This is a genomic window from Coprobacillus sp. AF33-1AC, assembly GCF_003475785.1.
In the GTDB taxonomy this organism is placed as follows: domain Bacteria; phylum Bacillota_I; class Bacilli_A; order Erysipelotrichales; family Coprobacillaceae; genus Faecalibacillus.
The window spans coordinates 52,407-76,028 of sequence record NZ_QRQB01000003.1 but is presented as its reverse complement, the minus strand read 5'-3'; the positions used below and the strand labels follow the sequence as shown (position 1 = coordinate 76,028).

The window sequence follows — 23,622 nt, the reverse complement described above, 5'->3', positions numbered from 1 at the left end:
AGGAGGAAACCATGCAGTTACTCACAAAAAATGCAAAGAAGACTGTAAATCAAAAAGTTAATATTTATCATTTTATATTAAATCTCATATGGATTGCAGGTTTTCTCTTTTTCTATCAGTCAATAACAGGTTTAAACATAAGTTATTTAGGAATAATTTCTTTAGCTATTTTGAGTCTTTATACTTTAATAGACTATATGATGCATAGTAAAAAAAGTAAAATCATGATTTCTGTCATAGCACTTATAGTGATCATTTTATTTATACCGTTTATTTATCGAGGATTGTTAGGTTTAGTACAATGTATTATTCATTTATATAATATCAAGTATGAAGATGCTTTTAATCTTACAATGACAATTCAAACAAGTAACTTAGATATGATGATTTTTACTTTATTTTTCTTATTGCTGATTTGTTATTATGTATATCGATGTATTAAAAATAGATCTCTTATTTTTATTCATATTTTATTTTTTATTGTTATTTTTGCTTCAATGTGGTTAGGTGTATTCTCCTATATTGTCATGGGATTGATGACATTGAGTCAAGTTGGCTTATGGATCATGAATTATAATGATTTTATTAGTTGGCGTATTAGAATATGGCTTATGAGTTTTATGGCAGTATTTATAGCTTTAACGTCTATTTTTTCATATCGTGATGAACAAACAATAGGGATTATAAAAAATATGACAGCATCAAAGATAGATACTTTGCGTTATGGTGAAGATACCCTGCCTAAAGGAGATTTAACTCAGGCTACCAATATTCATCTAGATGATGAAATTCGTTTAAAAGTATCGACTTTACAGATTAAGGATTTCTATTTAAAAGGATATGTAGGAAGTCGTTTAGTTGATAATAAATGGACTGATTTAAAGAGGGCTGATTACAATGGTAATCACCAAGGTATGTTAAATTGGTTAGAAAATAAAGGCTTTTATACAACACAACAGTTCAATCAATATTTATCATATGATCATAGTCAAGATATAAAAAGCAATGAACTTACAATAGAGAATGTTGCCGCTAATAGAAAATACTACTATGCTCCTTATTCTATAGATTATTTATCACGAAAAAATGTTACTCAAGTTAAAGATCAAAATCTTGTATCGACTACTTTATTTGGTAGTGATAATTATGATTATCAAGAATATTCACAAAACCTTCCTTGTGAATTGTTAAATACAACAGATCTGACAAAACAAGCGCATCCAAGCAAAAAGTTAGTGAAATATAATAAAAGTGAAAATATTTATCGTCAATTTGTTTATGATAAATATTTAGATGTTGATCATTCATTACTTTCTTCTATTCAATCTTTATTTGATCAACAACAATTTAAAAACACAGGGATTTATTCTGTAAGTCAACATATTCGTTCTATCTTAAGTCAAAATATGACTTACAGTGAAAAGAGTATCCATCATAAAAATAAAAATGAATTGCTTGCATTTTTAAATGAAACAAGACAAGGAAATGATGTTTTATTTGCAAGTGTGGGAGTTGAAGCTTTTCGTTATTATGGAATTCCAGCACGTTATGTAGAAGGATATTTAGCTAAAAGTAGTAGTTTTAATAAACAAGGGAAAGTCACTTTAACTTCTAAGAATGCTCATGCTTGGGTAGAAGTCTATTTTGATGGAATTGGCTGGATGCCAATTGATGTTACACCTGGCTATTATTATGATACTTATGCCTTAATGAGTATGTTAGATCAATCACAGGGAGTTAAAGAAGCATCAGCTAAAAAAGATGATTCTAAAAAGGCTAAGGCAGTTGATAACCAAGGCAGTTCATCTGTGATTAAACAAGCAAAAAAGGTTATACAAAAATTAGAAAATATTTTTATTGGTTTTGCTTTCTTTTTAGGCATTATTCTTATTATTTTTGTTATAATATTAGAAATGAGAAGAACACTATATCAAATGAAACTTTATCGCTTATATAGACAATCATCTCAAGATCAACAAACACGGATACTCTACTTAATTATCAAACAGATACTCGCAATTTATGGAGTTGAATGTTATGTTGGCTGGAAAGATCAAGAAAATGACCAATTACTTTTACATAAACAGATGATACATGAAGGGGAATATTTAAGAGTTATTCATTTGTTAGAAAAGTTTTTCTATGGTGAGAAGTCTTTAGAAGTTTATGAGTTTAATATTATTTCTAGATTTGTAGAAACATTGTATCAGCACAAAAAAAATGTTTCTTTATATCAAAAATGTAAATTACATTTTGTTTTGGTAAGTAAGAAACTCTTTAAACAAATTGATAATATGAATAATAAGGGAGGTAAACAGCTTGAAAAGTAAGCAGACAATACTCATTGTTGATGATTCTTTGTTGAATCGAGAATTACTGTCAGACATTTTATATCAGTATGCTATTTATGAAGCTGATGATGGTAAGGAAGCTATTGATATAATTCATTCATATCAAGATCAAATTTCACTTATCTTGTTAGATGTATCAATGCCTAAAATGGATGGCTTTGATGTTTTAGATTATTTAAATAAAAATCAATTAATTGAAAAAATACCGGTCATGATTATTTCTGTTGATAATGACCCAGAAACGATTGAAGAAGCCTTTAGTAAAGGGGTCGTAGATTATATTACTCGCCCTTTTTCTTCAAAAATTATATTAAATCGAGTAAAGAATACACTCATGATTTATGCTAAGCAAAAGATGCTTATTTCTTTGGTAAGTAAACAAGTAACAGAAAGACAAAGATCTAATAATATCATGTCTTTAATATTAAGTCATATTGTTGAATCAAGAAATGGTGAAAGTGGTTTACATGTTCTTAACGTAAGAATGTTAACACAACAATTATTGAAAGTTTTAATGGAAAAAACGGATCGTTATCATTTGAGTCATAAAGATATTAATGAAATTGCGACAGCATCTACTTTACATGATATCGGTAAAATGGTTATACCAGAATCTATTTTAAATAAACCATCTAGATTAACTGATCAAGAGATGAAAATTATGCAGTCTCATGCTATCGAAGGGGCTAAAATGATTAAAGATTTACCATTCTATCAAAATGATCACTTTGTAGAATATGCTTATCAAATATGTCGTTGGCATCATGAAAGGTTTGATGGTCGTGGTTATCCCGATGGTTTAAAGGGTGATGATATTCCCATTGCTGCACAAGTGGTATCTCTTGCAGATGCTTATGATGCTCTTACTAGTATTAGAGTTTATAAAAAAGCATTTGATCATCAAGTGGCTTTACAAATGATTAAAGAAGGGCAATGTGGTCAATTTAATCCATTATTATTAGAATGTTTAATGAGCATTGAACCTGCGATTAAAAAAGATGAAATTGCACATATACTGTCAGAAAATAACAAACAAGATATAGAAAATGAAATTAGGGATTTATTGAATGATGGTCAAGTATTTTATGATGATGGTACATTACAAATGATAGATTATGATCACGAAAAAACAGATTTCTTTTATCAATATTCTAAAGAAATCCGTTTTGAATATTCAATTATGCCACCGGTGCTCCATTTATCAAAATGGGGTAGTCAACAATTACAATTACCAGAAAAAATATCTAATCCACTTATTTATATAAAAGATCATCATATTTTAGATGACAAACAATTAGATGAATTAAAAGAAAAAGTGAAACATTTAAGCTTTTATCATCCAATATGTAAACATCATCTATGCTTAAATACAAATGATAAACAGGATACTTTAGATTTAGTTATTCGTGGGGTATTTGATCGTCATGATCGTAATCGATTAACTCATATAATTGCTACGAGTAATAAGGAGGAACGATAATGAATTTAAAAGAAGCATATCAACAATTTGGTGGAGACTATCAAGGAGTCATGACACGTTTACAAAATGAAGAAATGATAACCAGACTTGCGAAAAAGTTTATTGATGATGAGTCTTATCAAAGTTTAAAAGAAAATTTAGAGAAGAATAATATAGATGAAGCTTTTCGTTTTGTTCATACTTTAAAAGGTATTTGTTCTAACTTTGGTTTTAATGATTTATATGAATCAAGTTGTTTACTAACAGAAGAATTAAGAAATCGTCAAACTGAACATGTTGAAGAGTACTTTAAAAAGATAACAAATGATTATGAAAAAGTTATTCAAGCATTAAAACAACTAGATTAAAAAAATCTCTCTTATGAGAGATTTAGAGGATGTGATTGGTTACAGTGTAACAATCACGTCCTTTTTTCTTAGCTTTATATAAAACATTATCAGCTGCTTTAAAGATTTGAGTGTAGGAATATTTTTCTTGACTGTAGAAGCATCCCATTGAAATCGTAGCGTGATAATCTGTTTGAGGATAAGAAATATTTTTAATACCCTCATTAATGTGTTGACATAATTCATTGACTTTAGATGGATTAACATGGCTAAAGAAGACTACGAATTCATCACCACCCATTCTAATGATAATGTCATCTTTCTTTTTTAAATCAATAAAGTATTGTGAAATAGAAATAAGTACCTGATTACCGAAAAGATGACCATATGTATCGTTGACACCTTTAAAATGATCAACATCAAAAACAATAAAGGCATAAGTTTCATCTGGATCTTTAATAGAAAGATAATCTTCAATTTTCATTGAACCTGTTTCTAAATTATAAAGATGAGTAAGGGGATCACGTTCTGCTTTTTGTTTTAATACATTATTTTGTTGCCATTCTTCAGTAATATTTTTTGCTGTTGCTAAAACAATAATTGGTCGATTTAAATTATCATAAATAATATGAGAATCAATTCTTTTAATAAAATAATGTTTATTTCCTCGCATATGCTCTCGAATAATGATAGGACCAGGTATTTTACGAGTAAACAAACTAATTAAAGCAGGTTTATCTTCGTCAAAGACTGTAGAGCGACTTGATTGAATGTAATCTAGATAATGATTATAGATTTTCTTTTTATCCTCTTCTTGAATATCAATAATCATTTGATCATCATCAATACGATATTCTAGAATCGCAATAGAATTATCTTTTAATATCATTTGATATTTCTCTTTTTGTACCAATAAATCTAATTCATTTTGCTTGATAGAATTAACATCACTAATCAACATATCAAAAATAATTTGAAGTGAAGAATCAAGTATAATCTGTCCTTGTTCAATAACCCAAATATAATCACCATTCTTCTTTCTTAGACGATATTCATTTTGTAAGCGATGATGAGACATTGTTGCTTGTTGTAATACTTCTTTAAAAGATTTAACATCATCAGGATGAATTAATTCGATAAAATGATGCTGACAAGTCGTTAATAATTCATCATGGTCATGATATCCTAGCATATCAACAAAACACGAGTTCATCTCTTTAATTGTCAAGTTTTCATCATAATTGAATTTACATGATGAAACAATATTTAAATATTCATTAGTATTGGTATCTTGAATACTTTGATGACGCATAGAAAATGAAGTGTGAATATGTTTAATTTTAATTTGATCATCATGAATCTTATATAAAATAGTATAAAAATGTTTCGTTTCTTGTTTAAATTGTTCTAAATGTAAAAGATATTCTCCTTCAACAAGACACATAGATTCATTTTTTTCAATAATATGACAATGATATTGATCAAGCTGATAAGAAATGTGTGTTTTTTTAAGTTTATTGATTTGCAAAAGAATATCATTTTTATAACAAACATGATCAAGATATGGTGAAAAACCAGATGTAGATTCATCAAAGCATGAATATAAAAAAGATTCATCTTGTAGATGATAAATATGATCTAAAATTTGAAATGTTAAATCAGAATAATCGAATACCCTCATAATCACATACTCCTTTGATACTATATAAAATATTATATCACAAGCTATCCTATTATCAATTAAGCAAAGATGTAATTATTATATAATTTAAAAAAAGATTTTAATGAAAAATGAGTAAAGATGTGGTATGATTTGTTGGATTATGTAAGGAGAAAAGAATGAAACGAAAAGGTATAGGACAATTCATGCTCATCATGGCCGCTTTGATATGGGGTAGTTCTTTTGTTGTAATGAAAGATGCTGTCAGCAATTTACCTACACCTATGTTGCTTTGTATTCGTTTTACATTAGGAACATTATTTATGATTTTATTATTTTTTAAACAAATCAAGACAATTTGTTTAAAGGATCTAAAAGGTGGTCTTTTAGCAGGAATCGCTTTATATTTGGCTTATACAGTACAAACAATAGGGCTTACTATGACTACACCAGGGAAAAATGCTTTTTTAACAGCTGTGTATTGTGCCATTGTGCCTTTTTTAGTATGGCTTTTAGAAAGAAAAAAACCTGATCGTTTTCAAATGATGGCTGCTTTGATGTGTTTTGTTGGTGTTGGGATGGTATCTTTAGATAGTTCTCTAACGATGAATAAAGGAGATTTTCTTACTTTAGTAGGAGGCTTCTTTTATGCTTTACATATGATTGTTGTTAAGCGTTTTATGAAAGAAACATCACCAGTTAAACTTACAACAATGCAGTTTTTTATGGTTGCTTTACTTTCTTTTGTTCAAGCCGTTTTTGTTGGTGATTTATATAGCTTAAAATTAATTCACAGGGATATGATTTTACAGTTATTTTATCTTGCTTTTTTTGCAACTACTTTGGCTTTATTGTTTCAAAATATGGGACAAAATTTAGTAAGTGAATGTCAGGCTTCGATATTACTTAGTTTAGAATCTGTTTTTGGTGTATTTTTTTCAGTACTATGTGGTCAAGAATATTTAAATGGACAAATAGTTTTTGGATTTATTATTATCTTTTTTGCGATTATTATATCGGAAACAAAGTTATCGTTTTTAAGGGGGAAAGGATAGATGAAAAAGAAAATATTTTCTGTCATGTTGTTTTTTACAATGATGATTTCGGGGTTAGTACCCGTATATGGTTTTGAAAGTCCTGATTTAGGAATCAGTGGACAAAGTGCTATTATGATTGATCAAGATAGTGGTCAAGTCATTTATGATAAAAATGCAAATAATCGTATTTATCCAGCAAGTATTACTAAAATTGTAACTTGTATTACAGCAATTGAAATGATTAAAGATTTTAATGCGACAACAACTATTACTGATGATGATATCGCAACAGTATGGGAAACTGGTGCCAGTGCCGCTAACTTTATGCCAGGTGAAGTAGTTACTTATCGTGATTTAATTATGGGAGCAATGCTTCCTTCTGGTGCTGATGCAACACGTGCTTTAGCTAATAATACTTGTGGTAATCAAGAAAAATTCGTTGAAAAAATGAATCAATTAGCTTCTAAGTTAGGATGTAAAGATACTCATTTTGTCAATACAACAGGTATTCATGATGATAATCATTATACGACTGTTGCTGATATGGCTTTATTGACTCAATATGCTTTAAAAAATGAAGATTTTAAGGAAGCATTTAATCGTTATCAGTATACAAGTTCAAATTCACAACATTCATGGGTTAAAAAGAATATTAGAAATGCTAAAATTCGTGGTGTTGATACAACGATGATTGAAGGATGTAAAAGTGGTTTTACTGATGAAGCCCAACATACTTTATCTAGTTTATTAAATATCAATGATCATCATTATATTTGTGTAGTGGCTCATTGTCAAAATAGTCCAACTTATGGTAACTGTGCTGTTAATGATACCCTTACTTTAGCTAACTATGTAGGAAGTCATTATCAATATGTTGAACTTCATAAACAAGGTGATCATTTAGCTAATAAAAAAGTCACTCAAGGTAAACAAAAGACTTTAAAAGTTGTTGCTCCTGAAAGCATTGGTGCTATTGTTCCTACAGGATATAATGAAAAAGATATAAAAGAAAAAGTGAGTATCAAAACATTAAAAGCCCCTCTTAAAAAAGGTGATGTCATTGGAACAATGACAATCACTTATCAAAATGAACAATTATCGACAATTAATTTGATTAGTCAACAAACAATTAAAAAAGTAAAACCAAAACCTCAAGCACATGTTTCTTCTATTTTGATGCCTTATGGTTTAGCAGTTGTCTTAATTATTGTTTATATTATCATATTTAAAATTAAACCAAAAAAATAATCTCTATCACTTCTTATGAAGTGATATTTTATTGTATAATCAATTCGTTGTGATAGAATATGAAAAGAATAATAAATAAAGGAGTGAGAATGATGAATACCCTTATATTTGATTTAGATGGAACTCTTGTAGATTCCTTAGAAGATTTAGCTCATACAACAAATCTTGTATTAGAAGAATATGGATTTAAAACGCATGAATTAGAAAAATATCGTCATTTTGTTGGTAATGGTGCGACTAAATTAATAGAAAGAGCCTTACCAGATGATCATAAAGATTTAGTTAATGAAGCCAGAGCTCGTTTTGATAAGCTTTATGCACTTCATTGTTTAGATCACACAGTGCCTTATCCTGGAATGAAAAAAGTCATTGATGATTTAAAAGAAGCCGGTTATCATTTAGCGGTGGTAACTAATAAGCCAAAAGCTCATGCTGTTAAAATTGTTAAACATTTATTCCCAGATACTTTTGAATATGTTTTTGGAAATACTCCTTATCAACCTAAAAAACCAGATCCTACATTGGTTGTTTTAGCGATGAACCTAATGGATGTAAGCAAGCATGATGTTTTTTATGTCGGTGATAGTGATGTCGATATTCAAACAGCAATCAACGCTAAAGTCAAATCAATTGGTTGTAGTTGGGGATTTAGAGGTAAAGCAGAGTTATTAAAAGCAGGTGCTAACTTTGTTGTTGATCATCCTCATGAAATTAAGGAGATTATTGATGATCGCCGTAAGTAGTTGTCTTGCTGGTATTAATTGTACATATGCCGGAAAGAATAACCTTCAAGAAAAAATAAAAGAGTTAGTTGATCAAGGTGAAGCGATTGTCGTTTGTCCAGAAGTATTAGGTGGTTTACCGATACCACGTACTCCTTGTGAAATCATTGGTAATCAAGTTATTGATCAAAATGGCATTGATCGAACATATGAATATCAATTAGGTGCTAAAAAGGCGTTAGATATTTGTTTGAAACATCACGTTACTACTGTTATTTTAAAAAGTAAAAGTCCTAGTTGTGGTAAAGATCAAATTTATGATGGAACATTTTGTCATAAGTTAGTAAATGGACAAGGAATATTTGTAAAATTACTTCAAGAAAAGGGAATAATGGTTTATAATGAAAATGATATTGATACTTTTTTAAAAGAAAGAGAAAAGAGGTAAACTATGGGACATATTTTATGGGTAAAACCTGTATTTCATGAAAAAATCTGGGGTGGACATCGTTTAAGAGATGTTTATGGTTATGATATTCCTAGTGATCAAACTGGAGAATGTTGGGCACCATCCGCACATAAAAATGGGGATAATACGATTATTGAAGGTGAATTTGCTGGAAAAACATTATCTCAAGTATTTGATGAACATCGTGAATTGTTTGGAAATATCAAAGATAAAGAATTTCCTTTATTAGTTAAAATTATTGATGCCTGTGATGATTTATCAGTTCAAGTTCATCCTAATGATGAATATGCTGGTATCCATGAAAATTCGTTAGGTAAAACTGAATGCTGGTATGTATTAGGTACTGAAGAAAATACTAAAATGGTCATGGGACATCATGCTAAAACAAAAGAAGAATTAGTTAAAGCAATTGAAAATGATGATTATGATCATTTATTAAATTCTTTTAAAATCAAAGAAGGAGATTTTTTCTATATTCCTAGTGGTACAATTCATGCTATTTGTAGTGGATCATTAATTTATGAAGCACAACAATCATCAGACATTACTTATCGTGTTTATGATTATCATCGTAAAGATAAAGATGGTAATGAAAGAGATTTACATGTTAAACAATCTATAGATGTAACAACTGTACCTTACCAACCCTATGATTTAGCTAATCAAGTAGTGGAAAATATTGAAAATGGAACACGTACTTTAATGGTTTCATCAGAATTTTTAACATTAAATAAATATGATTTAACTGGTAAAAATACAATTAAAAATGATAAACCATTCCAATTAGTAAATATTATTAAAGGTCAAGGAACAGTGGATGGAAAAGAAGTTCGTTTAGGAGATCACTTTGTTGTATGTTCAGATCAAACAGAAGTTGTTTATGATGGTGATATGACAGTGATGATTTGTACATTATAATGAAATGTAGACATTGTAGTTATGAATTTAAAGATTCATCATATGCTTATAAATCAAGACAACGTTGTCCTAAGTGTGGAACAATTTATCAAATTCATTTCCCTTCAGGGGTTGGCTTTATTCCTGCTATTATTTCAGTAGTTCCAGCATTATATATGGTATTAGGATTAAAGTTTTCAATTTTAGTTGGCTTGAGTGTCTTTATTCTATTTTATTGGCCTATTGATATTATTATGAATATCATACTTATTTATAAAAATCAGTATAACTTAGAAGAAATAAAATAATTATTTCTTCTTTTTTTAATTTTGATACAAATTGACGAATTTACAATTATATGATAGTTTATTTTTATAAATTATATTGGGGGAAAATAAATGGCACATTTAAAATTTAAGTATGAAACTTTAAATGCTTTTTGTAATGAAGCGTTTGAAAAATTTGGTTTTACTAAAGAAGAAAGTCAAATTATTACGGATGTATTATTATTATCGGATATTTATGGAATTGAATCGCATGGAATGCAACGATTATCAAGATATCATAAAGGAATTGAAAAAGGTTTAATTCATGTTGATGCCAAACCTGAAGTCGTATTTGAAACACCGGTTTCAGCAGTTATTGATGGTCATGCCGGAATGGGACAATTAATTGGTCGTTTTGCAATGGAAAAATGTATTGAAAAAGCAAAACAAACAGGAATGGCAGTTGTAACAGTACGTAATTCTAACCATTATGGAATTGCAGGATATTATGCAAAGATGGCTTGTGATCAAGGATTAATGGGGATGTCTTTTACTAATTCGGAAGCCATCATGGTTCCTACATTTGCTAGAAAAGCGATGCTTGGATCTAATCCTATTGCTATTGCTATGCCAGCAAAACCTTATCCATTTTTCTTTGATGCTTCGACAACTGTTGTTACTCGTGGAAAATTAGAAATGTATCGAAAAGCTGAAAAAGAATTACCAGAAGGTTGGGCTTTAGATAAAGATGGAAATCCTTCAACTGATGCCCCAGATGTTTTAGATAATATTGTCAATAAAGTCGGTGGGGGGATTATGCCTTTAGGTGGTTCTACTGAACAATTAGGAAGTCATAAAGGATATGGTTATGGTATGCTTTGTGAAATCTTCTGTTCGATTTTATCTCAAGGGTTAACTTCTAATCATACACATATCGGTGGTGTTGGTGGAACATGTCATGGTTTTATCGCTATTGATCCAAAAGTATTTGGTAATCCAGAAGATATAGAAAATCATTTATCAACATTCTTACAAGAATTAAGGGATGCTCCTAAAGCCAAAGGACAACCACGTATTTACACTCATGGTGAAAAAGAAATTGAAGCTGTAAAAGATCGTCAAATTAATGGTATTGATGTTGATGTAAAAACTGTACTAGAAATGAAAGATTTATCAAAATATGTAGGTGTTGATTTTGAAAAATATTTTGGTGACTTAGATATTGATGATCAAAACTATCATACTGTTTATTAGGAGAAATATATGAAATTTAGATGTATTCACTGTAATATTAATGTTACTAATTTAAATGAAAGTATTGAGTTTTATAAAAAAGCCTTAAATATGCAAGTTGTAAGAGAAAAAGAAGCCAGTGATGGTAGTTTTAAACTTGTTTATTTAAATGATGGACAAAGTGATTTTGAAATAGAATTAACATGGTTAAAAGATCATCCTCAAGCATATGAATTAGGTGAAAATGAAAGTCATATTTGTTTTGAAGTAGAAGACTTTGACCAAGCTCATCAATTACATCAAGATATGGGATGCATTTGTTTTGAAAATACTGCTATGGGATTGTATTTCATTCATGATCCGGATGATTACTGGTTAGAAATCATTCCTAGTAAAAAATAATGAAAAAACACTTTATCTGTAATAGGTAAAGTGTTTTAATTTAATGTCCAAATTTGATGACGCTTTTCTATTTTAAAAATGGAATATTGATTAAGAGGTGGTAAATTAAGAAGTTGAGACATTTCTTTATGATGAGAAAAACAATGCATTGGAAAAACATAGTGAGGCTTCATATGACTTAAAATATAATTCATACCATCACTAGCGTGATTTTCTAAACGAATGTCTAAAGGAATCATCATGATATCAAAATGAATATCTTTAATGGAATTGATTTCCTGTTTAAAGATTCTTTCTTGATCATCTAGAAAGTCTTGAGGTTCTCCTTCCCAGTTCCACCAGTTTAAATCACCGGCATGGTAAATCGTTTTATTTTCTACATTAACAACAAAAGCGACGCCTTCATCAGTAGATAAAAGGGTTTTAATTGAAAGATCATCTATATGATATGTTTGATGAGGCTTAACTTTAAAACCATCGTGATCAATATCATCGGATAGGATATAGGTAATAGAAGGATGCTTGAAGTTAAAAATATCAGGATTATAGTGGTCTTCATGACGATGGCTAGAAAAGACATAAACTTTTTTATGAGGATCTAAATGATCAATGGCTCCTTTAAAATAATCAAAGATGAGAATATGTTTTTCTAATTCAACAACAAAACCACTATTAAATAAATAAGTAACTTTCATAAAAAAAGAGAGAGAATTATTCTCCCTCATAGTTTGAAACGTTATGATAGATTTTATCTACATCATCACATTCATTTAATAAATTCATTAAACGTTCAAATAGAGCCATATCTTCACCTTCAAGCTCAACATAATCTTGAGGTGCTGTTGTAATTTCTTCAACATCGAATTCAGCATCAGGACATGCAGCTTCAATAGCATCTTTCATTTTATATAAATCAGTAGGTGCACCTGTTAATTCGATTGTTCCATCTTCATGAGCTTCGATTTCTTGACAATCTGCATCACCTTCCATTAAAGCTTCTAAAGTTTGTTCTTCATCTAATCCTTTAAAAGTTAAAATAGAGAAAGTATCATATAAATAAGATACAGAACCTTCATTTCCTAATTTTGCTTTTGATTTAGTAAAAGCAGGACGTACTTGTGAAATAGTACGATTAATATTATCAGTTAAACATTTAACAATAACTGTTGAACCATTTGGACCATATCCTTCAAAAGTTTTTTCTTGATAGTCTTCAGTGGCACCACTTTTTACTTTATCAACTGCACGTTTAATAACATCTGCAGGGACTTGTTCTTTTTTTGCTTTAGCGATTAATCTTCTTAAAGCTAAGTTACCATCAGGATCTGTTCCTCCTGCTTTTGCTGCTAAAAAGATTTCTTTTCCATAACGAGAATATAATTTTGCTTTTGCAGCAGCTGTTTTAGCCATGGCTACTTTACGCACTTCATGCGCTCTTCCCATATATAATTCCTCCTTATTGTCTTAAATACTTTGTAATTATACTCTTAACATCATGCTTTTTCAAGGTTTGACATTTTATAAATGATATAAATATAGTATAATAAGGCAAGATAAAAAATGAAAGGGTGAAATCATGGAAACAATTATTGTTGTTGGCGGAGGTGCTAGTGGTTTAGTCGCTGCTGGAATATTATCACAAAGTGATAATTATGATGTGATTATTTTAGATCAGGCAAGTAAACTCGCAAGAAAGGTTTTAGCCAGCGGAAATGGGCGTTGTAATCTCTCACATACTCCCATTACAATGGATCACTATAATACAAACCATCCTTTAATTACAAAGATTGTTAAAGAATTTGATGTTGTTGAATTTTTTAAAAAGAATAAAATGATGGTTAGATATGACCATGAGCTCATTTATCCTTATTCTTTATCTAGTTTAACTGTTAAAAATACATTGTTAAGTGCTTTAAAGGATGTTTCTATTATTACTGACTGTACAGTTTATCAAATTATCAAAAATAATCAGTATGAAGTTAAAACCAATCAAGGAACATATTACGGTGATAAAGTTATTATTGCTAGTGGTTCACCAGCCAGTGAACTATCAGGTGTCCATAATTTAGATATGTTAAAAGATTTTTCAATTAAAATTATTCCTTTTAAAGAAAGTTTAGTGCAATTAGAAACGAAGCCGGTTTATAAATCATTAAAAGGACAACGGGTCAAATGCAAAGCTTCTTTATATGATCATAATAAAAAAATAGATGAAGTATCTGGTGAAGTTTTATTTACTGATTATGGCTTATCAGGAATTTGTATTATGCAATTATCTAGACATATTTATCGTTTGAAACAGCCAGTTATTCATTTGGATTTATTACCTGAATATGATTTATCTTTGTTGAAAGATTATCAAATTGAAGGACTTTATCATGAAAAAGTGGCTAAAGTAATCATTGAAAAGCAACTTAATATTAAAGATTTATCTTTTAAAGTAGAAAAGAGTCACGGTATGAAACATGCCCAAGTATGTCATGGGGGAGTTTCTTTAGATGAAATAGACCATCATCTACAATTAAAAAAGTATCCTGGTATTTATGTTATTGGTGAAGCTTTAGATGTTGATGGTGATTGTGGTGGATATAATTTACATTTTGCTTTTGCTAGTGGCGAATATGTGGCAAGGGCAATCAAGGAGGAAATATGTTAAAAATAAGTGATGTAAGTATAGATTTAGATCAACATGATTATAAAGGAAAGATTGCATCTATGTTGAATCTTAGAAAATCAAAGATTCATCATGTCAAATTAGTTAAACAAGGCGTTGATGCTAGAAGAAAAAATCATGTTCATTTTAATTGTGCTTTTACATTTGAAACTGAAAATGAAGCGCAAGTTATCAAAAATAATCCTAAAAAGAAATTAACTGTGGTTAAAGATTATCATTATCCACTTTTAAAACCAAATCATCAAAAAGTAGTTGTTGTAGGGAGTGGTCCGGCTGGTTTGTTTTGTGCCTATAATCTAGCGAGAAGTGGTCAAAAAGTAACCTTGATTGAAAGAGGAAAACCGGTTGATCAAAGAAAAAAAGATATTGATACTTATTTAAATACCGGAAAACTTAATATACAAAGTAATGTTCAATTTGGGGAAGGAGGCGCTGGTACTTTTTCTGATGGTAAATTGACAACGGGAGTTAAAGATCATCGTGCCCGTTTTATTTTAGAAACTTTTGTTAAACATGGTGCTCATGATGATATTTTGTATCTAAATAAACCACATATTGGAACAGATGTTTTAATTGAAGTTGTTAAAAATATGCGTGAATATATTATTAATCATCAAGGAGAAGTTTTATTTGAAACAACTTTAACTGATATCAATATTGAAAATAATAAAATCGAAAGTATTGTTATGAAACAAAATAATGAAATGAAAGTCATGCCGGTTGACCAACTTGTTTTAGCAATAGGGCATAGTGCTCGTGATACATATCAAATGCTTTATCAAAAAGGTATCAATATGGATGCGAAAGCTTTTGCGGTTGGTTTACGAATTGAACATCTACAACAATTTATTAATGAACATCAATATGGTCGTTTTGCCAATCATCCTGCTTTAAAAGCTGCTGATTATAAGTTAGCTGTTAAAACGAGTGAAGGTAGAGGTGTTTATAGTTTTTGTATGTGTCCAGGTGGTGAAGTGATGAACGCATCAAGTGAAATAGAAAGTGTTGTTGTTAATGGTATGTCTAATTATAAACGTGATGGAAAGTTTGCTAATAGTGCTATTTTAGTGACAGTCAATCCTAGTGATTTTAAAGATGATCATCCTTTAGCTGGAATTGCTTTTCAACGTCAATTAGAACATCAGGCTTTTATTTTAGGTGGTAAAGATTATTCGGTACCAGTACAAAAAGTAGAGGACTATTTAAATGATACTTTTAATGAAGAAGATGTTGAATGCAGTGTAAAAAGAATTAAATATGCCCCATTAAACGAATTATTTCCAAGCTTCTTGAATAAGAATTTAAAAGAAGGCTTAGCCTTAATGAATCAAAAGTTTTCTGGTTTTACATCCAATGCTTTATTATTAGGTGTAGAATCTAGAAGTTCTGCTCCAGTACGCTTTGAACGTCATCAAGATTATCAAAGTAATATTGAAGGAATTTATCCAATCGGTGAAGGTGCTGGATATGCTGGAGGAATTATGTCAAGTGCAATTGATGGTTTAAAATGTAGTGAAATGTTAATGAGGGGAAATGATAAGTGTCAATAATTGAACTGATTTTTATTGGTTTATCATTAGCGATGGACGCCTGTGCTGTATCTATGATTTATGGCATGATGCCATCGCTTTTTCTTTATCAAAGATTATTTATTACGAGTTATTTTGGCTTTTTTCAAGCTATGATGACTTTTATTGGTTATCATTTAGGATGTTTATTTGCTGATAAAATTGCTAAAATAGATCATTATGTTGCTTTTATTCTATTATTTATTTTAGGTTTAAATATGATTAAAGAATCTTTTGAACAAGAAAGTCAAAATCAATTTATTATTGAATGGAAGTCTTTGACTTTACTTGCTCTTGCTACAAGTATAGATGCTTTAGCAATTGGTGTTACTTTTGCTTTTTTAGAAGTTCATCTTTATTTATCTGTGATTTTAATTGGTTTAACAACCTTTCTGGTTTGTATGATGGGAAGTTATGTAGGTACATTTATTGGAAAAAGATTTCAAAATCATGCTGTTTTTTTAGGCGGTATTATTTTGATTATTTTGTCTTTTAAAGTCTTAATTGATCATTTCTTTTCTTAAAAATAAATTGTATTTGTTTAATTTGTGTGATTGGTATATGATATAGTCATTGGAGGAAGGAAAATGATAGCTGAATCTGTTATTTCAAAAGTTAAAAAACAAAATCATATGTTACCAACAAGACAGATTGCATTAAGCTTTTTAGGTGTCATCTTTGTAGGATCATTGCTTTTATCTTTACCTATTGCTAATGCAAAAACATCAACAAGTTATATCAATCATTTGTTTATTGCGGTTTCAGCAACATGTGTAACCGGACTTGTCACGGTTGTACCAGCTCAGCAGTATACCTTGTTTGGTCAAATTGTCATTATGATTATGATTCAAATAGGAGGATTAGGTTTTTTAACTTTTCTATATATTTTATTAATTAAAATTAAGCGTAAGCTCACTTTAAATAGTAAAATCGTATTACAAGAAGCTTTAAATCAAAGTTCCATGAATAAATTACCTCACTTTATCAAAAAAGTATTATGTTTTACTTTTGGGGTGGAAGCTATCGGTGCTATTTTATTATCAAGTCAGTTTATTAGTCGTTATGGTTGGATCAAAGGCATTTATTTTGGTATTTTTCATTCTGTTTCAGCTTTTTGTAATGCGGGATTTGACGTGTTAGGAAGTCAGTCAATGATGCCTTATCAAAATAATATGATAGTCAATTTAACGATAGATTTTTTAATTGTTGCAGGAGGATTAGGTTTTATTGTCTGGTTTGACTTAGCTGATAAAATAAAGAAGTATTTTAAATGTCGTCATCAAAATCGTCGTCCGCTGTTTAAGACACTGACAGTACATAGTAAAATTGTATTGACGATGACTTCATTTTTGATTGTATTTGCTGCTGTTGTCTTTTTTCTATGTGAAATGAATAATCCAAAAACGATAGGGAATCTATCACCATTTGATCAATTCCTTGCCTCATTATTCCAATCTATCACTTTAAGAACAGCAGGGTTTGCAAGTGTACCAATGGATTGTTTAAATGATGCAACAAAACTCATGATGTCCATTGTGATGTTTATAGGTGGTTCTCCAGCTGGAACAGCAGGAGGAATTAAAACAGTGGTTTTTGCGATAGCCATTTTGTTAGTTTATCATGTTTATTGTGGTCGAAAAGAAATAACGGTCTTTTCTAGAAGAATACCCAAACATGTGATATTAAGAGCATTTACTATTATGTTTATTTCTTTAATGATCACTTTTGTGGGAATATTTATTTTATCAATAAGTGAGCAAGCTCCATTTATTGATATTGTTTTTGAATGTGTATCGGCTTTTGCAACAGTGGGATTAAGTGCTTCACTTACTCCACAACTTACAATAGTGGGTAAAATTGTTATTATGATTTTAATGTTTATTGGTCGTATTGGACCAATTACAATGGTGATTTCTTTTGCCCGTAAGTCAAATATGCATGATGGTAAAAAAGAAATTATGTATTCAGATGGACATATATTATTAGGATAGGAGAGAGCATAATGAAGGGAAAACAATTTGCTGTATTAGGACTTGGAGTATTTGGTTCTACGGTAGCCACAACTTTAACGGATTTAGGTTGTGAAGTATTAGCAGTAGATAAAGATGTACGTTGTGTTGAAAGGGTAGCTGATCGTGTAACTAAAGCGGTTGTTGGTGATATTACTGATCGTGAAGAATTAGAAGAATTAGGTATAGGTGATTTTGATGCTGTTATTATTGGCGTTGGAAATCATTTTGAAGCAGCTGTTTTAGCGACAATGAATGTAAAAGATTTAGGAGCATCCTATATCGTAGCAAAGGCTAAAAATAAACCTAATATGCAAATTCTACAAAAGATTGGTGCTGATCGTGTGGTACGTGTTGAAAAAGAAATGGGTACCCGTATTGCTAAGTCATTACTGAGAAAGAATATTGTTGATTTAGTTGAGTTAGATGATGATCATTCGATTATTGAAATTAATGCACCACATCAATGGCTTGATAAAAAATTCATTGATTTAAATATTCGTCGTGTTTATAACATGAATGTTATTGGTATTAAACACGCCGGTGATGATCATTTAGTACTTAATATTGATCCTGAATATATTATTCAAAAGGGAGATCATTTTTTAGTACTTGGTATAACACATGAACTAGAAAGATTTGACTATATGACAGATTAAGATAGCAAAAGCTATCTTTTTTTGTAAGTAATTTTTTTTGTTATAATGAATAAAATTTATTTTTTCATTGGCAGTCATATAACGTTAAGATATGGTTAACAATGTTGAAATATATATACAATGAAAGTAAAATACAAATAGAGTAAGGAAGGCTGTATTTTTATGAAAATCATTGTTCTAGGGGCTGGTAAAGTCGGTAAGACTTTAATTGGTCATATGGCAAACGAGGATCATGATATTATTGTTGTTGATCAAAATGCTAAAAAAGTAGAAGAAGTTGTTAATTTATATGATGTAATAGGGGTAGTTGGTAATGGTGGTTCTTATGATATTTTACAAGAAGCAGGAGCTCAAGATGCCAATTTAATTATATGTGTTACGGCTTCAGATGAACTCAATATTTTAGCTGGTTTAATGGCAAAAAGAATGGGAACAAGACATACGATTGCCCGTGTAAGAAATCCAGATTATTCTTCACAACGTGAATTTATGCGTAATGAATTAGGATTTTCAATGATTATCAATCCAGAATTAGAAGCAGCACATGAAATAAGACGTGCTTTATCATTTCCTTCAGTAACGAAAGTAGATACATTTTCTCAAGGTAAAGTGGAATTAGTAGAGTTTATTGTTGAATCTGATAGTCATTTAGTTGGTCTTGCTTTGAATAATTTACATTTTATTACGAAAACGAATATTTTAGTTTGTGCAGTTAGCCATAATGAAAATGTGATTATTCCTGATGGTAATTATGTAGTCAAAGAAGGTGACCATTTATTTATTACGGGAACGCATCAAGATTTATCACATTTATGCTTAGATATTGGTGTGACGACAAGCCGAATTAAAAATGTGATGATTATTGGTGGGGGAAAAATTGCTTTTTATTTAACGAGATTACTCAGTGTTCAAGGAATTAAAGTTAAAATTATTGAAAAAGATGCAAACAGATGTTTACAATTAGCACAGAAATTACCCTATGCAACTATTATTCATGGTGATGGAAGTGATGAAGAATTATTACAGGAAGAAGGTATTGAACGCTGTGATGCTATTTTAGCGTTAACAGGATTAGATGAAGAAAATATTGTTTTATCTTTACAAGCTAAAAAGTTATTTAATAAAAAGACCATTGCGAAAGTAACAAGAATGAACTATACAAGTTTATCTGATATCTTGACAGTTGATAGTATTGTCGCTCCTAAAAAGATTGTAGCGAGTCAAATTATTCGTTATGTCCGTGCAAAAGTGAATAAAGATGATGATTCGTGTGTCAAAACACTTTATAAGATTGTTGATGGTGAAGTAGAAGCGATAGAATTTAAAGTAACAAATAAATTTAAATATTTACATAAACCAATTAATAAAATGAAAGTGAAAGAACATGTATTAATTGCTGCAATATGTAGGGGTAGAGATGTTATTGTTCCTAAAGGGGACACCACAATTGAATTAGATGACAGTGTGATTGTAGTTTCACGTGGTGAAACAATGAAAACACTGAGCGATATTTTAAGAGGTTAAGCTATGAATAGAAGAATGATTGTTTTTGTAATAGGTAAATTATTATCTTTAACGGGATTATTAATGATGATTCCATAATATACACCTTGATTTATCATGAAAATCAAGGTGTATATTATGGAATCATTGGTGTGATTGCTTTCATTTTAGGAGTTATGATTTCAAGAAAGCCCCCTAAGAAAAAAAATATTTATGCTCGTGAAGGATTTGTTATTGTAGCGTTAAGCTGGATTTTAATTTCTGCCCTTGGTGCTGTGCCTTTAGTCTTAACACATGAAATTCCTCATTATATTGATGCTTTCTTTGAGATGGTTTCTGGTTTTACTACGACGGGGTCCTCTATTTTAACTAACGTTGAAGCCTTGAGTCATACAAGTTTGTTTTGGCGTAGTTTTTCACACTGGATAGGTGGTATGGGAATTTTGGTTTTTGTCATTGCTTTTGTACCGATTGCTTCGGGAAGATCAATGCATATTTTAAAAGCTGAAGTTCCTGGACCGGTTGTAGGTAAACTGGTTTCTAAAGTTCGCGCGACAGCACGTATTTTATATGTTATTTATGCAGCCATGACTTTTATTGAAGTAATTTTACTATTGGCTGGAGGAATGTCTTTATTTGATAGTTTACTTAATGCCTTTGGTACGGCAGGTACAGGTGGTTTTGCTATTAAGAATGCCAGCATTGCTGCTTATCATAGTGCTTATTTTGATTGGGTTATTACCATCTTTATGATCTTATTTGGTATTAACTTTAATTTATTTTACTTTGTTTTAATTGGTAAGATTAAAGATGCTTTAAGAAGTGAAGAATTGCATTATTATTTAGGTGTTATTTTAATTGCTATCATTATTATTACCATCAATATTTTACCAATGTATAATAATATATTAGATGCTATTCGCTATTCAAGTTTTACAGTTGGTTCAACCATTACAACAACTGGTTTTGTTGTATGTGATTATGATAAATGGCCACTTTTATCACAAATGGTTATTTTAATATTAATTTTTGTAGGAGCGTGTTCTAGTTCTACTGGTGGAGGAATCAAAATATCAAGAATTGTGATGTATTTTAAAAATGCTAAAAGAGAGTTAAAACAATCTTTACATCCTCACAGTGTTCAAACTATAAAATTTGAAAATCAGCCCATAGATCAAGGTGTTATTCGTTCTATTCATGGTTATTTAGTTATTTATTTGATTATCTTTGTTATTTCTTTACTTATTTTATCTTTTTTTAAAATTGATTTTACAAGTGCTTTTTCTGCAGTTGCGACATGTTTAAATAATGTGGGTCCAGGAATGAATGTTGTTGGACCAGTAGGAAATTTCTCATCATTATCAGATATTTCTAAACTTGTTCTTTCTTTTGATATGTTAGCAGGAAGACTTGAAATTTTCCCAATGCTTTTATTGTTTGCCCCAAGTACATGGCGTAAATAGTATAGATAATGATAAATGGGTTAAAATAAGCATATGATGAAGTAGGTGAAATCATGAAAAATGAAGAATATATTATTAAAAATACTTTAAGATTGACGAAAAAATATGATGATGGTTTATCTAAGTATGCAACCAAGAATAGTCAATGTATTAAAGTAAAAAATACAATCAAACCTCATGATGAATTTGATATTCGTTGGCCATATGAAGAAGATATTGATCGTATTTTATATTGTAAATCATATCAAAGATATGTTGATAAAACTCAAGCTTTATCTTTTTTTAGGAATGCTCATATTTCTAAAAGATCCATTCATGTTCAATGGGTAAGTCGTATTGCTAGACAAATAGGTAGAGGTTTAAATCTTAATTTAGATTTATTAGAAGCCATTGCTTTAGGTCATGATTTAGGTCATGCTCCTTATGGACATATTGGTGAAAAAGTACTTAATGAATTATTACAAGAAAAAGGGTTTGGTTATTTTTGTCATAATGCAAATAGTGTAAGAAATATTTTGTTTTTAGAACGAGAAGGTATCGGTTATAATGTTTCCTTACAAGTATTAGATGGTATTTTATGTCATAATGGTGAAATGCTCTCTAAAAAATATGTGCCTGATTTAGATAAAAATGTAGCTCAGTTTTGGCAAGAATATGAAGACTGTTGGCATCAAGAAGGAACCAGCTTGAAGATTAGACCCATGACTTTAGAGGGTTGTGTAGTAAGAATTTCTGATGTGATTTCTTATATTGGTAAAGATATTGAAGATGCAATTACGGTAGGTATCATTGAAAGAAGTGATCTGCCTGAATCAATAACACAAGTTATTGGTAATGATAATAAAAGTATTATTAATAAACTTATAGGGGATTTGGTGATTCACAGTTATCAAAAGCCTTATCTTAGATTTTCTAGTGAAGTTTTCGATGCTTTAAGTGCATTGTTAGATTTTTTAACAACGCATGTTCATCATCATCCTATTTTATTACAAGAAAATATTAAACTTGAACGAATGATTAAAGAACTATATCATGTTTATTATGACCAACTTGTATCCGGTGAAGACTCACCCATTTGTCGTTATGTTCATAAAATGTTACCAACATATCAAAAAAATGATCCTGCTTTAATTGTGAGTGATTATATTTCGGGAATGACGGATAGTTATGTTTTAAGTGAATATCAAAGATTGTTTTTACCAATCCATCATGATGAAAAACTTTAATAAGTTTGTATTCAAGGACAGCAATTCGTGTTACAATAAAGTAAAGATAGGAGGTTACTTTTATGAAACTCATTATTGCGATTGTTAATTCAGATGATAGTTCTTCAGTACAAGGTGCTTTAACTGAAGCTGGATATTTTGTTACAAAACTATCAACAACAGGGGGATTTTTAAAGAAAGGAAATACAACTTTCTTTATTGGAACAAATCATGAAAAGGTAGATGAAGTCATTAATATTATAAAAGAACATTCTAAAAAAAGAGTGGAAAAAGAACCAACAGTACCACCAACAGAAATGGGAGAATTCTTTACTCCAATTATGGTAGATGTTTTAGTAGGTGGAGCAACAGTATTTGTTGTTGATGTTGATCGTTTTGAAAAATTCTAATAAAAAGTAGCGTTAGCTACTTTTTTTCATATATAATAGA

Annotated in this window: 23 protein-coding genes; 20 read left to right on the top strand and 3 right to left on the bottom strand. The window is 29.9% G+C overall.

The annotated features are described in order from the left end of the window. The first annotated feature begins 11 nt into the window (after positions 1 to 11). From DWZ53_RS02220 to DWZ53_RS02210, 3 genes are read left to right on the top strand one after another with little or no spacing between them, the layout of a single operon-like run. A complete protein-coding gene (locus DWZ53_RS02220) occupies positions 12 to 2,330 on the top strand; it encodes a transglutaminase domain-containing protein (protein ID WP_118431572.1) in 2,319 nt (772 codons plus the stop codon). Further along, positions 2,320 to 3,831, top strand: coding sequence for an HD domain-containing phosphohydrolase (locus DWZ53_RS02215; protein ID WP_118431570.1), 1,512 nt, complete (start codon positions 2,320 to 2,322; stop codon positions 3,829 to 3,831). The genes DWZ53_RS02220 and DWZ53_RS02215 overlap by 11 nt, the downstream gene beginning before the upstream one ends. Next, positions 3,831 to 4,178 (top strand): Hpt domain-containing protein, encoded by a 348-nt coding sequence (locus DWZ53_RS02210; protein WP_118431568.1) that lies wholly within the window; start codon positions 3,831 to 3,833, stop codon positions 4,176 to 4,178. The genes DWZ53_RS02215 and DWZ53_RS02210 overlap by 1 nt, the downstream gene beginning before the upstream one ends. A 22-nt stretch (positions 4,179 to 4,200) precedes the next feature. On the opposite strand, the gene DWZ53_RS02205 is transcribed toward DWZ53_RS02210, so the two are convergent. Beyond that, complete coding sequence (locus DWZ53_RS02205; RefSeq protein WP_118431566.1) at positions 4,201 to 5,838, bottom strand: sensor domain-containing diguanylate cyclase; 1,638 nt, start codon at positions 5,836 to 5,838, stop codon at positions 4,201 to 4,203. 158 nt (positions 5,839 to 5,996) lie between these two features. Here DWZ53_RS02205 and DWZ53_RS02200 point away from each other — a divergent pair, with 158 nt between their 5' ends. The 8 genes from DWZ53_RS02200 to DWZ53_RS02170 all read left to right on the top strand — a co-directional run bounded on the left by DWZ53_RS02200 (position 5,997) and on the right by DWZ53_RS02170 (position 12,091). Then, the gene (locus DWZ53_RS02200; protein WP_118431564.1) at positions 5,997 to 6,872 is read left to right on the top strand and encodes a DMT family transporter; all 876 of its coding nucleotides are present in this window, start codon (positions 5,997 to 5,999) and stop codon (positions 6,870 to 6,872) included. Beyond that, positions 6,873 to 8,102, top strand: coding sequence for a D-alanyl-D-alanine carboxypeptidase family protein (locus DWZ53_RS02195; RefSeq protein WP_118431562.1), 1,230 nt, complete (start codon positions 6,873 to 6,875; stop codon positions 8,100 to 8,102). It abuts the gene before it with no gap. A 92-nt stretch (positions 8,103 to 8,194) separates the two neighbouring features. Next, on the top strand, positions 8,195 to 8,845 hold the full coding sequence (locus DWZ53_RS02190) for an HAD family hydrolase (protein ID WP_233541813.1): 651 nt from the start codon (positions 8,195 to 8,197) through the stop codon (positions 8,843 to 8,845). Then, complete coding sequence (locus tag DWZ53_RS11160) at positions 8,829 to 9,272, top strand: DUF523 domain-containing protein (protein ID WP_118607472.1); 444 nt, start codon at positions 8,829 to 8,831, stop codon at positions 9,270 to 9,272. The genes DWZ53_RS02190 and DWZ53_RS11160 overlap by 17 nt, the downstream gene beginning before the upstream one ends. A 3-nt stretch (positions 9,273 to 9,275) precedes the next feature. Continuing rightward, entirely contained in the window at positions 9,276 to 10,211 is a 936-nt protein-coding gene (locus DWZ53_RS02185) for a type I phosphomannose isomerase catalytic subunit (RefSeq protein ID WP_199589037.1), read from the top strand. Continuing rightward, positions 10,211 to 10,498, top strand: coding sequence for a hypothetical protein (locus tag DWZ53_RS02180; RefSeq protein ID WP_118431558.1), 288 nt, complete (start codon positions 10,211 to 10,213; stop codon positions 10,496 to 10,498). The genes DWZ53_RS02185 and DWZ53_RS02180 overlap by 1 nt, the downstream gene beginning before the upstream one ends. A 90-nt stretch (positions 10,499 to 10,588) precedes the next feature. Further along, positions 10,589 to 11,710, top strand: a complete 1,122-nt coding sequence (locus tag DWZ53_RS02175) for an Ldh family oxidoreductase (protein WP_118431557.1) — start codon at positions 10,589 to 10,591, stop codon at positions 11,708 to 11,710. A gap of 9 nt (positions 11,711 to 11,719) precedes the next feature. Further along, positions 11,720 to 12,091 (top strand): VOC family protein, encoded by a 372-nt coding sequence (locus DWZ53_RS02170; RefSeq protein ID WP_118431555.1) that lies wholly within the window; start codon positions 11,720 to 11,722, stop codon positions 12,089 to 12,091. Positions 12,092 to 12,126: 35 nt separating this feature from the next. Here DWZ53_RS02170 and DWZ53_RS02165 read toward each other — a convergent pair whose 3' ends face one another. Together DWZ53_RS02165 and DWZ53_RS02160 are read right to left on the bottom strand one after the other, a co-directional pair. Then, a complete protein-coding gene (locus tag DWZ53_RS02165) occupies positions 12,127 to 12,816 on the bottom strand; it encodes an MBL fold metallo-hydrolase (protein ID WP_233541812.1) in 690 nt (229 codons plus the stop codon). Continuing rightward, positions 12,803 to 13,534: a YebC/PmpR family DNA-binding transcriptional regulator gene (locus tag DWZ53_RS02160; protein WP_118431551.1), complete on the bottom strand. Its 732-nt coding sequence runs from the start codon at positions 13,532 to 13,534 to the stop codon at positions 12,803 to 12,805. Before DWZ53_RS02160 ends, DWZ53_RS02165 begins: the two co-directional genes overlap by 14 nt. A gap of 133 nt (positions 13,535 to 13,667) precedes the next feature. Here DWZ53_RS02160 and DWZ53_RS02155 point away from each other — a divergent pair, with 133 nt between their 5' ends. The 9 genes from DWZ53_RS02155 (at position 13,668) to DWZ53_RS02115 (ending at position 23,582) form a co-directional block, all read left to right on the top strand. Continuing rightward, on the top strand, positions 13,668 to 14,747 hold the full coding sequence (locus DWZ53_RS02155) for an NAD(P)/FAD-dependent oxidoreductase (protein ID WP_118431549.1): 1,080 nt from the start codon (positions 13,668 to 13,670) through the stop codon (positions 14,745 to 14,747). Further along, the gene (locus tag DWZ53_RS02150; protein WP_118431547.1) at positions 14,741 to 16,315 is read left to right on the top strand and encodes an NAD(P)/FAD-dependent oxidoreductase; all 1,575 of its coding nucleotides are present in this window, start codon (positions 14,741 to 14,743) and stop codon (positions 16,313 to 16,315) included. Before DWZ53_RS02155 ends, DWZ53_RS02150 begins: the two co-directional genes overlap by 7 nt. Then, complete coding sequence (locus DWZ53_RS02145; protein ID WP_199589035.1) at positions 16,306 to 16,857, top strand: manganese efflux pump MntP family protein; 552 nt, start codon at positions 16,306 to 16,308, stop codon at positions 16,855 to 16,857. The genes DWZ53_RS02150 and DWZ53_RS02145 overlap by 10 nt, the downstream gene beginning before the upstream one ends. A 63-nt stretch (positions 16,858 to 16,920) precedes the next feature. Continuing rightward, positions 16,921 to 18,324, top strand: coding sequence for a TrkH family potassium uptake protein (locus DWZ53_RS02140; protein WP_118431545.1), 1,404 nt, complete (start codon positions 16,921 to 16,923; stop codon positions 18,322 to 18,324). Positions 18,325 to 18,335: 11 nt separating this feature from the next. Further along, positions 18,336 to 19,001, top strand: a complete 666-nt coding sequence (locus DWZ53_RS02135) for a TrkA family potassium uptake protein (RefSeq protein ID WP_118431543.1) — start codon at positions 18,336 to 18,338, stop codon at positions 18,999 to 19,001. A 162-nt stretch (positions 19,002 to 19,163) separates the two neighbouring features. Further along, the gene (gene trkA / locus DWZ53_RS02130; RefSeq protein WP_118431541.1) at positions 19,164 to 20,525 is read left to right on the top strand and encodes a Trk system potassium transporter TrkA; all 1,362 of its coding nucleotides are present in this window, start codon (positions 19,164 to 19,166) and stop codon (positions 20,523 to 20,525) included. Between the two features lie 155 nt (positions 20,526 to 20,680). After that, complete coding sequence (locus DWZ53_RS02125; protein ID WP_233541811.1) at positions 20,681 to 21,967, top strand: TrkH family potassium uptake protein; 1,287 nt, start codon at positions 20,681 to 20,683, stop codon at positions 21,965 to 21,967. Between the two features lie 53 nt (positions 21,968 to 22,020). Further along, positions 22,021 to 23,193: a deoxyguanosinetriphosphate triphosphohydrolase family protein gene (locus tag DWZ53_RS02120; RefSeq protein ID WP_118431539.1), complete on the top strand. Its 1,173-nt coding sequence runs from the start codon at positions 22,021 to 22,023 to the stop codon at positions 23,191 to 23,193. A gap of 62 nt (positions 23,194 to 23,255) precedes the next feature. After that, on the top strand, positions 23,256 to 23,582 hold the full coding sequence (locus tag DWZ53_RS02115; protein WP_118431537.1) for a cyclic-di-AMP receptor: 327 nt from the start codon (positions 23,256 to 23,258) through the stop codon (positions 23,580 to 23,582). Positions 23,583 to 23,622: the final 40 nt, after the last annotated feature.